9 protein-coding genes are annotated in these 16201 nt (G+C 39.1%); 8 read left to right on the top strand and 1 reads right to left on the bottom strand.

Annotation, left to right across the window (positions count from 1 at the left end; translation table 11 throughout):
• Window positions 1–2 precede the first annotated feature (2 nt).
• Complete coding sequence (locus NK987_RS04090) at window positions 3–1934, top strand: DUF3857 domain-containing transglutaminase family protein (protein ID WP_259262823.1); 1932 nt, start codon at window positions 3–5, stop codon at window positions 1932–1934.
• Between the two features lie 10 nt (window positions 1935–1944).
• On the opposite strand, the gene mtaB is transcribed toward NK987_RS04090, so the two are convergent.
• Window positions 1945–3264 carry a tRNA (N(6)-L-threonylcarbamoyladenosine(37)-C(2))-methylthiotransferase MtaB gene (mtaB, locus tag NK987_RS04085; RefSeq protein WP_259262822.1) on the bottom strand — a complete coding sequence of 440 codons (1320 nt, stop codon included), beginning with the start codon at window positions 3262–3264 and terminating at the stop codon, window positions 1945–1947.
• A 233-nt stretch (window positions 3265–3497) separates the two neighbouring features.
• Here mtaB and NK987_RS04080 point away from each other — a divergent pair, with 233 nt between their 5' ends.
• The 7 genes from NK987_RS04080 to NK987_RS04050 all read left to right on the top strand — a co-directional run bounded on the left by NK987_RS04080 (window position 3498) and on the right by NK987_RS04050 (window position 16196).
• On the top strand, window positions 3498–5660 hold the full coding sequence (locus tag NK987_RS04080) for a glutamine synthetase III family protein (protein WP_258421633.1): 2163 nt from the start codon (window positions 3498–3500) through the stop codon (window positions 5658–5660).
• Window positions 5661–6213: 553 nt separating this feature from the next.
• Complete coding sequence (locus NK987_RS04075; RefSeq protein ID WP_259262821.1) at window positions 6214–9339, top strand: SusC/RagA family TonB-linked outer membrane protein; 3126 nt, start codon at window positions 6214–6216, stop codon at window positions 9337–9339.
• Window positions 9340–9371: 32 nt separating this feature from the next.
• Complete coding sequence (locus NK987_RS04070; protein WP_258421635.1) at window positions 9372–10952, top strand: SusD/RagB family nutrient-binding outer membrane lipoprotein; 1581 nt, start codon at window positions 9372–9374, stop codon at window positions 10950–10952.
• Window positions 10953–11019: 67 nt separating this feature from the next.
• Entirely contained in the window at window positions 11020–12162 is a 1143-nt protein-coding gene (locus tag NK987_RS04065; RefSeq protein WP_259262820.1) for a glycoside hydrolase family 18 protein, read from the top strand.
• Between the two features lie 81 nt (window positions 12163–12243).
• A complete protein-coding gene (locus NK987_RS04060; protein ID WP_259262819.1) occupies window positions 12244–13272 on the top strand; it encodes a LacI family DNA-binding transcriptional regulator in 1029 nt (342 codons plus the stop codon).
• A gap of 135 nt (window positions 13273–13407) precedes the next feature.
• A complete protein-coding gene (locus NK987_RS04055; protein ID WP_259262818.1) occupies window positions 13408–14301 on the top strand; it encodes an ROK family protein in 894 nt (297 codons plus the stop codon).
• 32 nt (window positions 14302–14333) lie between these two features.
• The gene (locus NK987_RS04050) at window positions 14334–16196 is read left to right on the top strand and encodes an FAD-dependent oxidoreductase (protein ID WP_259262817.1); all 1863 of its coding nucleotides are present in this window, start codon (window positions 14334–14336) and stop codon (window positions 16194–16196) included.
• Window positions 16197–16201 lie beyond the last annotated feature (5 nt).

Below are 16201 nucleotides of genomic sequence, written 5' to 3'. Positions count from 1 at the left end.
CCATGAAAAGAAATTCGTTTTTAGGTGGTGTTATTGTTTCTTGTATTTGTCTGTTTGCAGGAAATCAGGATTCTTTTGGTCAGAAATATGCAACAGCCACGATAAATCCCGAACAGATTATCAACGCCCCGGCTGTCATCAGGGAAGACATTCAGGAGGTGATAGTGGGAGCATCAGGCGAATTCATATTGAAAAACAAATTAGTAGTCACCATATTTAAGAAAGAGGCCAATGACTTGGCTGTCCTTCAAGTGGATTACGAACCAAAAATCAAAATAAAAAGCATCAATGGCAATGTGTATGATTTGATAGGAAACACTATCAAAAAAGGAAGTAAGAGCGATATCAGTGATTACAGTAATTTCAATTCATTTTCAATATATGAGGATAACCGGATCAAAGTGATGGATCTCCGTCAATTGAATTTTCCATACACAGTGGAGTTTGAATATGAAGTGGAATATCCGAATTTGTTTTTCCTCCCAAATTGGTATCCCCAGTCTTACCCCAAAATCCCTGTAGAAATAGCCCAGGGCAAATATATTTATCCAAAAGCCAGTAAGCTTAGATTTTTCACCCAAACCATCGATGAAAAATACCTCAGTACAAAGGAACTTGAAGGTGGAATGGTTGAGAAGTCTTGGAAAATTGAAAACATTGAAGCTTTTGAACCTGAAATAATGCTACCTCTTGATGAAAATCCAACAAAGGTATTATTTGTAGGAGCTTCGGAATTTGAGTATGAAGGGTTCAAAGGTGACCTGAGTTCATGGGAATCCATGGGAAAATGGATCGGTTCCCTGAATTCTGGCAAGGATGTTTTGACCCCACAATTAAAGTATAAGGTAAATGAACTGGTCGCAGGTCTTGAAACCACGGAAGAAAAAACAAAGGTGATTTATGAATACCTGCAAAAAAATACACGGTATGTGAGTATTCAGCTAGGCATTGGTGGCTTTATGCCTTTTGAGGCGCTGACTGTAGAAAAATATGGTTATGGGGACTGTAAAGCCTTATCCAATTTTATGGGTGCTATGCTGAAAGAAGCAGGAATCAAAAGTAATTATGCCTTGATATATGGTGGCGAAAGCAAGCGCAAGGTTTATGAAGAATTTCCGAGAAGTTACTTCAATCACGCCATTCTAGCAGTTCCTGACGGGAAAGATACCATTTGGTTAGAGTGCACTTCTCAGACCAATCCTTTTGGATACCTTGGGAATTTTACCTCAGACAGGCATGCCTTATTGATTACCGAAAACGGAGGCAAATTGGTGCGAACACCAAAATATGGCAAAGAACAAAATACCCTGTTCCAAAAAGCTGATTTTGAAGTGGATGAAACAGGAAAAGCAACAGGGAATTTACACTTCGAAAATAGTGGTCTTCAGACTGAAAATGGAAGTTTGCTGACTGTGGCAGGATTGTCAGCTACTGAGAAAAAGGATTGGCTGCTGACCAATTTGACACTTTCATCTTTTGACGTTGTCGATTTTAATTTCTCACCTGAAATGAGTTCTCTGCCCACTGTCAAAGTCGATGCGAAGATTATGGTTAAAAGCATAGCCAGCAAATCCGGCACCCGTATTTTTTTACAGCCCAACCAATTGAATGTGTATTCCATGAAGATTTCATCCAAACCAGAAAGGAAAGCCTCTTTTGAAAGGCGCATGGGTTTTATTGACGAGGACTTGATTACCTACAAATTACCTGAAGGTTACAATCCTGAGTCTGTTCCTTCCAAGATCTTATTGGAATCCGATTTTGGGATTTATTCTGCCGAATACCATCTTGAAGAAAGAAGTCTAGTCTACAAAAGAAAACTGGAAATGAATGATGGTGTCTATCAGGCAGGTCAATTTGCTGCTTTTGTGGATTTTGTGACCAACATCGAAAAAGCCGACAAAACCAAGGTGGTATTAAAGAAGGCTCAATAGGCTAAAAAATTCAATGCCTCTCGTACATCATCTCCGGTTCGACGGCTTCCACATTCCCTTTTTCATTGATTTCGCTGAGGGTGACAGTCTTCAGTTCGTTGATTAGAATAGGATCATACTTGGCTGCTACCCTGATATAATTTTCGGTGAAGCCGTGCATTTTTCCGTCTTCCACATCCTCTTCGAATAGGACGGTAAAGGTTCTTCCTAGATTCTCCTGATAAAACTTCCTCCTTTTCTTTTCTGAAAGAATCCTGAGCATTTTGGAACGCTCATTTCTCTTTTTGATTGGGACGATCCCGTCCAATTCTACTGCACGTGTATTTGCCCTTTCGGAATAGGTGAAAACATGGAGATAAGAAATATCGAGTTCATTCAGGAAATTGTATGTTTCCAAAAACAGTTCGTCTGTTTCACCCGGAAATCCCACAATCACATCCACGCCGACACAGCAATGCGGCATCAGGGATTTGATTTTGGAAATCCTGTCTTCGTATAATTCCCTAAGGTACCTTCTTCCCATGCTTCGGAGAATGGTATTGCTGCCGGATTGAAGGGGAATATGAAAATGAGGGACAAATCTTTTGGAAGTCGACACAAATTCAATTACCTCATTGGTAAGCAAATTGGGCTCAATGGAAGAAATCCGGAACCTTTCTATGCCTTCAATCTCGTCAATCGCCATCACAAGGTCTGCAAACCTTTCTTTTCTTTTCCCTTCCTGAATACCAAAATCCCCGATATTGACTCCTGTCAAAACCACTTCTTTTACTTCTGTGGCGGCAATTTCTCTTACTGAAGTCAGGATGTTTTCGATGGTATCGCTCCGGCTTTTTCCCCTTGCCAAAGGGATGGTGCAAAAAGCACATCCATAATTACAGCCATCCTGAACTTTCAAAAAAGTCCTTGTCCGGTCATGCATGGAGTAGGCATTGTTAAAAATATTCGCTTCTTGGATTTCGGAGGCCAAGACTTTGGTTTCCTGTTCTTTGGCAAAACCATCCAAAAGCTCAATCAGCCTGAATTTTTCTGCAGCTCCCAATACAGCGTCTACACCTTCTATTTCAGAGATTTCCTGCGGCTTCAGTTGCGCATAGCAGCCAATTATGGTTACATAAGAGTTGGGAGAAATCTTTTTTGCCTCCCGGACGATTTTTTTACACTTCTTGTCTGCGTTTTCAGTCACAGAACAGGTATTGATGATAAAAATATCAGGCGTATTGTCGAAGTCGACCTTTTGATAGCCTTTCGCTTCAAACATCCTGCTGATGGTGGAAGTTTCTGAATAATTTAACTTACAACCTAAAGTATAAAATGCAACTTTTTTCACGCTAACCTTTCTTTTTACCGATCGCAAATTTAATTATTATCATTCAGTTTTCAATTTTCTATTTTTTGAGATGAAAATGCGATTTTTTCAGCCACATTAAGGATATTTTGAGCCATTTAATTAAAAAAAATGTAAATTTTTCAAAAAACTACCTCATTTGAAACCCTTTTGCTTTGAAATTGATATAATTTCATATTTTTGTGGGTATATAATCAAACCACTTATTGTAGAAAATGGCAACTTTAAGACAAAAAGCGCTACTAATGGCCCAAGGCAGGTCAAAAGTTACTGTAACACCACCTTCGAGCAAGATTTCCGATTATTATGGAAGTAATGTTTTCGGCACCAAGCAAATGAAAGAGTCTTTGGCCCCATCCGTATTCAAAAAGGTAATGGAGGCGATCGACAAAGGCAGCAAGATTGATCCCTCTACTGCAGAAGAAATTGCATCTGCAGTGAAAGTATGGGCGCTATCCAAAGGAGTTACCCACTATACCCACTGGTTTCAGCCTCTTACAGGTTCGACTGCAGAGAAACATGATTCTTTCTTTGATGCCCATGCAGGATTAGAAAAATTCAAAGGTTCGGCTTTGGTTCAACAAGAACCAGATGCATCCTCATTCCCTCATGGCGGTATCCGTTCGACTTTCGAAGCAAGGGGGTATACAGCTTGGGATCCATCCTCACCGATTTTCATTTTTGATAAGACATTGTGTATTCCTACCATATTTGTCTCTTTTACAGGAGAAGCTTTGGATTATAAGACTCCATTGCTGAAATCCATGGAAGCCATTAATTCTGCTGCGGTGGAAGTATGTCAGCTATTTGATAGAAACGTAAGAAAAGTGAGCCCTTCCTTGGGTGTGGAGCAGGAATATTTTGTGATTGACAAAGCCTTGTTTGCTACAAGACCTGATTTGGTGATGTCCGGACGTACAGTTTTTGGACATAACCCAGCTAGAGGCCAACAGTTAGAAGATCACTATTTCGGATCTATCCCTACCAGAGTGAAGGATTTCATGATGGATTTTGAGATCGAAGCCCACAAATTGGGAATTCCTGTCTCCACCCGTCACAATGAAGTAGCTCCGGGTCAATTTGAAGTTGCGCCTCTTTTCGAAGAAATCAACAAAGCCATTGATCACAACCAGTTGCTGATGGATTTGATGGATAAAGTTGCAGAAAAGCATAATCTGAAAGTGTTGTTTCACGAAAAACCATTTGCAGGTGTAAATGGTAGCGGAAAGCACAATAACTGGTCTTTGATCACCGATACAGGGGTCAACCTGTTCCAGCCAAGCAGTTCGGCAAGAGAAAACCTTCAGTTCCTGACTTTTGTGGTCGCTACTGTAAAGGCGGTGTATGACCATGCAGATTTGTTGAGGTCAAGCATCGCTTCTGCCAGCAATGATTTCAGATTGGGAGCAAACGAAGCGCCTCCTGCTATCATGTCTGTGTTCCTTGGCTCGACATTGTCATCTGTTTTGGATGAATTGGAGAAAAATGGAAATGTTAAAATCGAGAAAGGTGATAACATGTATATGAAATTAGGTATCTCTAAGATTCCTGAAATCATATTGGACAATACTGACCGTAACAGAACTTCACCTTTTGCCTTTACAGGAAATAAATTTGAGTTTAGAGCGGTTGGTTCAGGTGCAAATTCTGCAGGACCAATGACGGCTTTGAACGTGATCGTAGCCGAGACATTAAGGAACCTTCTGAAAGACATAGATAAAGAAGTCAATGCTGGCAAGGAAAAGAAAATTGCCATTGTCAATGTATTGAGAAAGTATATCAAGGACAGCAAAAAAATAAGATTTGAAGGTGATGGCTACTCAGAAGAGTGGGCCAAAGAAGCTGAGAAAAGAGGTTTGTCAAACTTAAAAAGTACTCCGGCCGCTTTGGATATTTACCATGATAAGAAAGTAGCTGAGTTGTTTTCCCGACACAATGTTTTGAATTCCAAGGAGCTTCATGCAAGACATGAAATCATGTTGGAAAATTACATTAAGAAAGTTCAGATCGAATCCAGAGTTATGGGAGATCTTGCTTTGAACCATGTAATTCCAACTTCTATCCTGTATCAAAACAAACTGATCGAAAACGCAAATGGGTTGGCAGGACTTGGCTTGGACAATACTGCTGCCATTGAAACCATTAAGGAAATCAGTAAGCACCTTGAATCGATCAATAAGAACGTTCACGACATGACTGAAGCAAGAAAGCAGCTGAATAAAGAAGAGGATATTGTCAAAAGAGCCAAAGGATATTGTAATGATGTCAAAGAAGCTTATTTCGATAAAATCAGGTATGCTGTTGACAAACTTGAATTGGTTGTCGATGATGAATTGTGGCCTTTGGTCAAATATAGAGAGATGTTATTCATCAAATAATTTTAAAAAACCGCCGAAGGGCGGTTTTTTTTTTGTCTTAATCGAGTCAAAAAAAACTACAATTCAAAAAGAAGTCAAAGTTCTTTTTGAATTTTTTTTATAAAGTATATAAAAACCTAGATTACCTTTAAATTGGATATTTGAATTGAAAACGATAGTTGGGCGTAATCAATTGGTTTTGAGCGGGTATTTGACTTTTTAAATGGAGAAAAATAAACAGAAGTATTCCATGTACAAACAGCCCTGCTTAGTAAAGCATATATAAATTTATTTGCTAAACCGATTTATTAAATATAATAAATCGTAAAAGTCTTTGAACTTAATTAAAAAAAATATTTAAATATTTTTAACAATAATTTTTTTTAGATACATTTACAGATAGCAAATCTTTCATTAATTCGATTTTGGCATATAATATTTTACTGTTTGATTGAAAAATATCAGATCATTCTAATTAATACCTAAATCCATTCAAAATAAAAATTTTATAAAAGAAATTAAACAATTATCCAAATACCCTAAACCAATAAAATGTAACCTTTAAATAATTCCTATGAACAGAGTTGTACTATTAATGTTAGCGATGGTCATGATTTTTGCCTCAGGTTTTGAGGCATATGGCCAAAGCCGAGTTCTTACCGGTAGGGTAGTGGATTCTACCGGAGAACCGATTCCAGGGGTAAACATCCTGGACAAGCAAGTAAACACAGGTACTACCACCGATTTGGATGGTAAGTATTCTATCTCGGTGACCAATACATCCGTGTTGGTATTTTCTTTTATAGGGTTTTCCGCCCAAGAGTTTGTGGTTGGTAACAGGACTTCCTTAGATGTTAGCTTGCAAGAGGATATGTCTGATCTTGCCGAAGTTGTTGTCACTTCTTTTGGTATGGAAAAAGACAAAAAAGCACTTGGCTTTTCCGTAACCCAAGTAAGTGGAGACAAATTTACTGAATCAAGAGCGGTTAACTTGGGTAACGCTTTGACAGGTAAAATCGCAGGTGTGAACGTTTCTCCTCCTGCTTCAGGTGCCGCAGGTTCTACCAGGGTAGTGATCAGAGGTGGTTCTTCTTTGACCGGCAATGACCAGCCTTTGTATGTAGTAAATGGTATGCCTATTGAAACAGGTAACCTCGGAAGTGCAGGTATGTGGGGTGGAAATGATGCCGGTGACGGTCTTGCTTCTATTAACCCTGATGATATTGAAAGTATTTCTGTTTTGAAAGGTAATGCTGCGGCTGCACTATATGGAGCTAGGGCTGCTAATGGTGTCGTTTTGATCACTACCAAAACCGGTAAAGCGAGAAAAGGTATTGGTGTAGCATTGAATTCTAATATCACATTTGATAACGTTCTTGACTTTACTGAGTACCAAAGATCATATGGTCCAGGTATAGACGGGGTTATTCCGGCTTCTTCAGGTCAGGCATTGGATGCAGGAAATATTCATTGGGGTGGAAGATATAATGGAACCAGTACTCCTCAGTTTGATGGTGTATCAAGACCATATTCTCATACAGGTGAAGGTTTGAATGCTTTTTATGAAACAGGTTATACCCTGAATAACTCAGTGGCTCTAAGTGGAGGAAATGAAACCGGCACTTACAGATTTGCTTATTCAAACTTGAATAACAGTGACATCATGCCTAATGCAGGATTCAAAAGAGACGTTATCAACTTGAATGTCAACAGTAAATTGAAAAAACTTACTCTTGATATGAGTGGTCAGTATTCAAAGCAAAATGCGCAAAACCGTCCAAGGCTTTCTGATTCTCCTGGGAATGCCAATTTCTCAATGATGACAAGACCTGGAAACCTTCCTCTTTCAGCAATGAGAGGTACTACAGACAAATTGGGAGCTCAAGAAGATGGGTTTGAATTGAGATATCAGCCAAACGTTTTCCAAACCAACCCTTATTGGGCAGCTTATCAGTTCTATAGAGAAGATGTGACTGACAGGATTTTGGGTAAGGTGTCTTTGAGATATGACATTACAGATTGGTTATATATCATGGGTAGAGCAGGTACTGATTATCAAGCAAGAACAGATGACTCATCTGAAGCATATGGTACAGCCTATAAGCCAAGAGGTGACTACAATGTAAGCAAAAGAACAATCAGGGAAGATAACATGGATTTGTTCATCGGAGCTCAAAAACAATTCGGTGACATCTCTTTAGATGCATTGGTCGGTGGAAACAGAATGAGAAGATCATTTGAAAGCCTTTCAGGTGGAGGAAATGACCTTGTTGTTCCATTCTTCAGAAGTGTGAGAAACGTAGCTGCACCTCAAGTAGGTTATGGCTTTAATGAGCAAGGAATCAATTCAGTATTCGGTTATGCTAACGTTGGATACAAAAACTTCCTATTCTTAAACCTTACTGCCCGTCAGGACCAATTCTCAACCTTGTCGCCCGCCAACAGCAAATTGTTTTACCCATCAATAGGTACAAGCTTTGTGCTATCAGATGTAGTTGAATTGCCAAAAGCATTCACTTTTACAAAATTCAGAGCATCTTGGGGTCAAACAGGGGGCGGTGCTCCAAATCCTTATGCGCTTAACTTGACTTATGGTCTTGTTGGATCAGGTCACTTAGGTGGTAGTTTGGGACAAATCAACAACGGTTCAATCCCCAATGCAAACCTTAAGCCTTACCTATCTACCGAATATGAATTCGGTGCTGATTTACGATTCTTCGAAAACAAGATCGGCTTGGACGTGGCTTATTATAGCAGAAACACTACAAATGATATCCTTGCAACCGGTATCTCTGCAACTTCAGGTTTTGGATCTACTATCATCAACATCGGTGAGTTGACAAACAAAGGGGTTGAATTGTTATTAAACGTAGTTGCTTACCAAAGGAAAGATTTCCAGTGGGACTTCTCTTTGAATTATGCCAACAACCAAAGTAACGTAGTAAGCCTTGGAACAAACGCCAAAGGAGAACCAATCGATTTCATCAACCTTGATGAATCCAGATTGAGAAGAGAAAGAATCCGTCACATTGTAGGTCAGCCTTTAGGTATGATTGCTGGTTTCAAACAACTGACAATCGATGGTCAAAAAGTATATGACGACAGAGGTCTTCCTGTACCTACCAATGGATTAGAAACTATCGCAGAAGGTCGTCACCCTATTTCAGCTGGGTTTGTTAATAATTTCAGCTACAAAAATTTCAGGTTGATGGTATTGCTTGATGGTAGATTTGGTGGACATTTGGTTTCTGGAACAAATTATTTTGCCTACAACAACGGATTACATGAGGAAACTTTGGCAAGCCGTGAGAATGGTTTGACTGTTTCCGGTGTAGATGCAAACGGTGAGGCAAGGACTTGGAATATTCCAGCAAATTCTTCTGACCCTACTCAATTCTTGATTGACGATTATTTCAACAGATATGCTCAGATTACTGAGAACATAGTGTATGATGCCTCTTTTATCAAGTTGAGAGAATTCTCTTTTGGATATTCACTTCCTGGAACACTTTTGAGCAAAACACCTTTTACTGCTGCATCGGTTTCATTGGTGGGTAGAAACCTTGCTTTGATTTGGTCAAAGGTTCCTAACATTGATCCTGAATCTGCCTACACTGTCGGAGGTAATTCCCAAGGTTTGGAGTTCTTCGCTATGCCTACAACCAGAAGCTTTGGATTTAATATCAACCTTAACTTCTAATAGGGATGTTTAACAAACTAATTCACGGAAAAATGAAAAGTATATATAAAATAACTGGACTCCTTCTCGCTTTCACTTTGACATTCAGTTCTTGTGATGAGCAGAATTTGTTGGATCTGAATACAGACCCAAATGCAGTTACGGATATGGATATGGCATTCTTGTTTTCTCTTGCTACCTTAAGAATTGGTGGAGAGTATGAGAACACCAGAGCCAACATGCTGTATGCTGCCACAATGATCCAACATTCATCTTCGTTGGCGGGCTATTTTAGCGGTGACAAGTATTTCTATAATGCCCAATATAGTGGTGCTTATATGGAAAGGCACTACACGGATGTGATCAAGCTTTATTCACATGTAATCGACAAAACCAAAGATAGTCCGGAGGATGCTAACCTGAATGCAGCAGCAACTGTATTGAGGATTTATGACCTTCACAGAATGACTGACCTTTATGGAGATATCCCTTATTTTCAAGCAGGTAGAGGTTTGGAAGATGAAGCAAATTGGTTCCCTACTTATGATAACCAAAAGGATATTTACTTTGACATGGTGGATCAGCTTAAAGCCGCAAGGGATAAATTCAGTCCAAGTGCAAAAGGTTTAGGCGTTCAAGATTTTGTTTACGGTGGTAACCTTGATCAATGGAAAAAATTCACTAATGCGCTATTAATGAGAATCGCGATGAGGATGTCCAATAAAGATGCAGCGAAAGCAAGAGAAGTCTTTATCGAGGCAAACAATAGCGGAACTTTCAGTTCTGTTGCGGACAATGGTTATATCCAATACACTACAGGCCCAATCGGAAATAACAGAAACGGTCTAAATGATGGCTATTGGAATACTTACAAGTATTCTCAGGATTGCAAAATCAGCAAAACCTTCATTGATTGGATGAAAGCCAACAATGATCCTAGATTGATGATTGTGTCAGGTGGACTTGGTGACCCTACTGCTTCAGCAGATACTTGGAATACCGATCCTGCTGCTCAGCGTGGTATGCCAAATGGTTACAATACCCAAACGCTAAGGACAATCCTTTCCCCTTCTGAACTTGCTGAATTTGAGGCCCTTCAGCCTAGAGGAAACAGAATGTTTGCTATGCTTAACTTGAAGTATTTAGATTGGGAAGATCCGTATGTATTGATTACCTATGCTGAAACCGAACTTATGAAAGCAGAGGCATCAATTAAAGGTTGGATAACAACTGACGCCAATACCCATTTCAGAAACGGTGTATCAGCAGCTATCACCTCTTGGGTTGATTTCGATCCTACATTTGCAAGATCAACTGCTGAAATCAATGCTTACATTGATGGAAGAGGTTTTGTTGCAGCCTCTGATGCTGATAAATTAAGGATTATCGGTGAAGAGTATTGGGCAGCAACTTGGTTGAACGATATCGAGTCCTGGTCAAACTGGAGAAGAACAGGGTATCCTGTGTTGACTCCAACCCAGGATCCAAACAGATTTGAAGCCAACGAAATCCCAAGAAGGTTACGTTATTGGGAAGCTGAAATCGGTGGAAATCCTGCAAACTATGAAGCTGCCCGTGTAAGAATGGGTGGTGATAACCTGATGACCAAAATGTGGTGGGATGGTGGAAATTGATTTTCCAATAAAAATAAACTTTAAAAAGGTGCCTCTGGGCACCTTTTTTCATTATAACAATCAAGTCATGATTAACATAAAAAGATCATTTCTCTTCCTTCTTTTAATCGGACTTTTTTCCTGTGAATCAAACAATACAACAGTCTCCCTTGTAGCAGGTGAAGAACATAAATATAAAATCATTGGATACATCGCAGGATGGAAAGGTGTCGATACAGCGAAGATAGATGCCGCAAAAATGACCCATATCAATTATGCCTTTGCAAATGTCATTGACGGAAAAGTAATGGAAGGGGAAGGCAGAGAAAAGTCAGACAAAGAAAATCTTACCAAACTGAATTCCCTAAAAAGCCTTAATCCTGATTTAAAAATATTGATTTCAATAGGAGGTTGGACTTGGTCCAAAGGGTTTTCAGACGCAGCCCTGACCGAGGAGTCCCGAAAAATATTTACCGCTTCGGCAATTGATTATCTTGTACGTCATGATCTCGATGGATTGGATTTTGATTGGGAATATCCGGGTTTACCAGGGGATAATAATCCATATAGACAGGAGGACAAAGAAAACTTTGTGCTGATGCTAAAATCAGTAAGAGAGGCTTTGGATAGCCTTGGCTCTATCAATGACACCCATTATTTGAGTACGATTGCTTCGGCAGGATTTAAGGAATACTTAGATGTCAATGATCTCGGTCAGGCCCAGAAGTACCTAGACTTTATCAATATTATGACTTATGATTATATCGTCCAATTTAGCAGTGATACAACAGGACACCATGCCAATTTGTATACAATGAAGCCAAACGAAAGGTCAACTGAAAAAGCTGTTAAAGACCATATCGCTGCTGGTGTTCCTGCTGAGAAATTGGTTATGGGTATGGCATTTTATGGAAGAAGTTGGGAAAATGTTGCTCCAGAAAATAATGGACTTTATCAATTTGGGAAAGGGTCAAAAGGTTATCCTTTTAGTGCAATTTCGGAATTGATGAAAGATTCATTATTTGTAAGACACTGGGATGAAAATGCCAAAGCGCCATTTCTTTGGAATGAGAAAGAGAGGGTTTTTGTAACCTTTGAAGATGCAGAATCAATATCTGAAAAGACCAAATTTATAAAAAAACACAAAATGGGTGGTGCCATGTTTTGGGAATATAGTGAAGATACGGAAGATCATACCTTGCTCAATGCCATTTATGAAAACCTGAAATAGCCATTTTATTTTCAATAGGAAGGATAAATAAACAAAAATCGAGATATTGTCGTCTTGATCGAATGTTAGGGTAGAGTAAAAATGGCAAAGAAAAAGATATCAATTAAAGATATTGCTAAGTCTCTGGGAATATCCATTACCACTGTTTCATTTATTCTCAATGGCAAAGCCAAAGAAAAGAGAATCAGTGATGAGCTGACACTCAGAGTGGAAGATTACATTAAGGCAGTAGGATATAAACCCAGCCATTTAGCTCAAAGCCTACGACTTGGGAAATCGAAAGTAATTGTCTTTATGGTGGAGGATATCTCCAATCAGTTTTTTGCTTCAATAGCCAGAGAAATCGAAGAAAAGGCTTATAAAAATGGATATAAAATCATCTATTGCAGTACAAACAATGACCCTGAAAAAGCCAAAACGCTGATTGATACATTCAAAGTCCGCAGTGTGGATGGCTTTATCATCACACCGACTCCAAATCTTGAAAACACCATTATTGATCTTATCGAGGATGAATTTGCTGTTCTTTTATTTGATAGGTGGATTCCTTCAATTGACTGCAATTATGTGGTTGTGGAAAATGAAAAAAGTGCTTTCGAAGCTACCTTACATTTAATAAATAACGGGTGTAAGAATATTGGATTCATTACAGTGGAATCTGATCAAATCCAAATGAAAGACAGGTTAAAGGGGTACAATGAAGCCATTGAAAATCATGGATTGAAAAGTAATGTTTTAATGTTACCGTTTCAGAATCCTTCAGATCAGGGATTAAGCCAAAAAATACAGCTCTTTATTCAACAGAACGCTGACCTTGACGGCCTGTTTTTTGCCACAAATTACCTTGCTTTTGAGGGTTTGCAAGCATTAAACACTTTGAAAAAACGTATTCCTATTGACTTATTGGTTGTTTCTTTTGATGACCATTATTTTTTCACACTCTTTCAGCCAAATATCTCCGCAATTGAACAACCTTTAGAATCCATAGCCGAAAAATTGATGGAGGGAATGTTGAGAATGCTTGATGGAGAAGGAACCTACCTCAAGGATTTTAAAATTACTTTGCCGAATACCCTTCATGTAAGAGCTTCTTCTGACGCCAAAAAGTAAACTAAATTTTTCGATGTAGTAATATGGGAGAATTTCGATATTTTTGATAAATCCTTTTAGCAGCGTAATTTTATAAATTAATTTGGAACATAGGATTGAGTATTCCGGATTTGAAAAATTGGTTTTAACCTAAGAATGGCAAATAGATGGATAATTTCTGCGGATATAGGTGGTTCGCATATTTCTGTCGCCTCCTTTGTTGAGAGGGAGGATGGATTTGCCTTGGGGCCAATTCATGAAAAAAAATTGGATTCTGGACAATCAAAGGATTTTATCCTTGAAGAATGGGTTTCCCTTTTCAAGGAATTGTCTTTAGATCTTACCAAATGCTGTATTTCCTTGGCTATGCCTGCACCTTTTGATTATTTAAATGGAATTTGTCAGATCAAGGATCAAGGTAAGTTCATTCACCTTTTTGGTGTTAATTTAAAAGATGAACTCGCTGGCAGGATGGGTATAATGCCGACACAAATCCATTTTGTAAATGATGCAAAGGCTTTCTTGATGGGCGAAGCGAAATTTGGGAAGGTATCAAAATTTAAAAATATTTTGGGTATGACTTTGGGAACTGGCCTAGGTTCTTCCTTGAAATTTAATGGAGAGATCGTTGATGCTGCTCTTTGGTCTTCAAAATTCAAAGAAGGTATTGCAGAGGATTATTTGGGCACAGGATGGTTTGTCAATTGGTTCAGACAAAATTTTTCTATCCAAGTCAATGGGGTAAAAGAGATTATTGAAAGCGAGGATTTGCTCCAAATGGCCATTCCTGCTTTTGAGGAATTTTCCTCCAATCTTGCAGACTTTATACTAAAGAGGTCCGAAGAAGTTCCCTTGGATGCTGTTGTCATTGGAGGCAACATCGCCAAAGCACATGGTTTTTTTCTGAATAATACTATTTCGACTTTAAAATTAAAAAATAACCAAACACCTGTTTTCATCAGTGAATTCGGAGACAAAAGCGCTCTTTTTGGGGCCGCGTCTAAGTTTTTTGATCAAAAAGTTTTATTGGGTTTGGATCAAGAATTGTAACTTGAGCAATTATCTCTTTAAAGCAGTATTATATGAAATCCATTTTATCTTTTTTTCTCATCTTCTTGTGTATTTGTGTTAACAATAGGGTCTTTGGACAAGAAGAGACCCAGTTATTGATCATCGGAGGAGGTGCGAGCGGAATATCTGCAGGGATCCAGGCATCTAGAATGGGTGTCAAAACGGTTATTTTGGAAGAAACTCCATGGCTCGGAGGAATGATTACTGCAGCCGGTGTTTCCGCCATTGATGGCAACCATCATATACCGTCCGGGATTTGGGGAGAATTTAGAGAGAAGTTATACGAGTACTACGGCGGGCCTTCTGCGGTAAATACTGGTTGGGTCAGTAATACCCTTTTTGAGCCTTCAGTAGGAAATAGAATTTTTCAGGATTGGATAAAACAAGAACAGAATCTCAAGGTACATTTTGAGGTTCTATGGCAAAACGCTGTTTTTGAATCCGATAGTTGGACGGTTTCCTATCTCGAAAAAGGAAAAAAGAAAATAATAAAGGCAAAAATGCTCATCGACGCCACGGAACTTGGTGATGTTATGGCCTCACTTGGCTACAAGTATTATGTTGGGATGGATAGTCAGGATCGTTTTGGAGAAACATTTGCCCCAAGTCAAGCAAATGATATCGTTCAGGACTTGACCTATGTGGTGGTTTTGAAAGATTATGGAATAGGGAATGACAAAACCATACCAAAACCAAAGGGATATGATCCTGAGATATTTGCCTGTGCCTGCAACCATGCAGACCCGATTTCCTTTGACAGTCCACAAAATGACTGTCAGAAAATGCTCAATTATGGAAAACTTCCTAATGGAAAGTACATGGTAAATTGGCCCAATTGTGGCAATGACTTGTATATGAACATTGTCGAAATGTCTCAAAAGGACAGGGACATGGCACTTGAGGAAGCCAAATTGCATTCTTTGAGATTTATCTATTATATCCAAAACGAGCTTGGCTACAAACATCTAGGCTTGGCGGATGATGAGTTCCCAACTAAAGACCAACTGCCTTTTATTCCTTACCATCGGGAATCGAGGCGTGTTGCTGCTGAATCGATGTTTACCTTACCTTATGTTCTTTCTCCTTATAATCAAGAAAAACCATATTACAGGACAGGAATTGCGGTTGGGGATTATACCATTGACCATCACCATAAGATGAATCCAAATGCACCCGAAATTGACTTCATCAAAATCAGAGTACCTTCTTACAACATCCCGTTGGGAAGCCTTATTCCGAAAGGATCTACACATTTTATCGTGGCCGAGAAAAGTATCGGAGTTTCAAATATTGTCAATGGGGCTAGCCGATTGCAGCCTGTTGTTTTGGGGATAGGTCAAGCAGCAGGAGCTTTGGCAGGAACTGCCATTCTCAATGAGCAAAATTTGCAAGAGGTAAAAATCAGGAATGTTCAGGAAAACCTTTTGGTAAAAAATGCCTATTTAATGCCTTTCAGGGACATTGATGCAAACCACCCACACTTCTTGTCAATCCAAAAAATAGGAGCGACGGGAATATTAAAGGGATTTGGTGTTCCATATAAATGGGCAAATCAAACTTGGTTTTATCCTGAACGGGAAATTTCAGAATTTGAGTTGGTTGAAGGTCTTAGGCCTCTTTATTCACAATATGCTCAATATTGGGACGCTTCTGGTGAGCGGTTGACACTTGGGAGGTTTTTGGACATTATGAAAGTCGTCCGTCCGGAATTAATTGAAAATGACATTAAGTTAATTTGGAAGAATCAAAATCTTAGCGGGACACCTGCGGCAACGAATTTTCTTGATAGGTTATCTGTTGCGGTTTTATTGGACAGCATTTTGGACCCTTTTTCTATTCCTGTAGACTTTAATGGATTGCCGTCAAAACCATAATATTT

The organism is Aquiflexum gelatinilyticum (assembly GCF_024813435.1).
Lineage (GTDB): Bacteria > Bacteroidota > Bacteroidia > Cytophagales > Cyclobacteriaceae > Cognataquiflexum > Cognataquiflexum gelatinilyticum.
The sequence above is the reverse complement of the archived record's forward strand: the minus strand, read 5'-3'. Positions and strand labels throughout refer to the sequence as shown.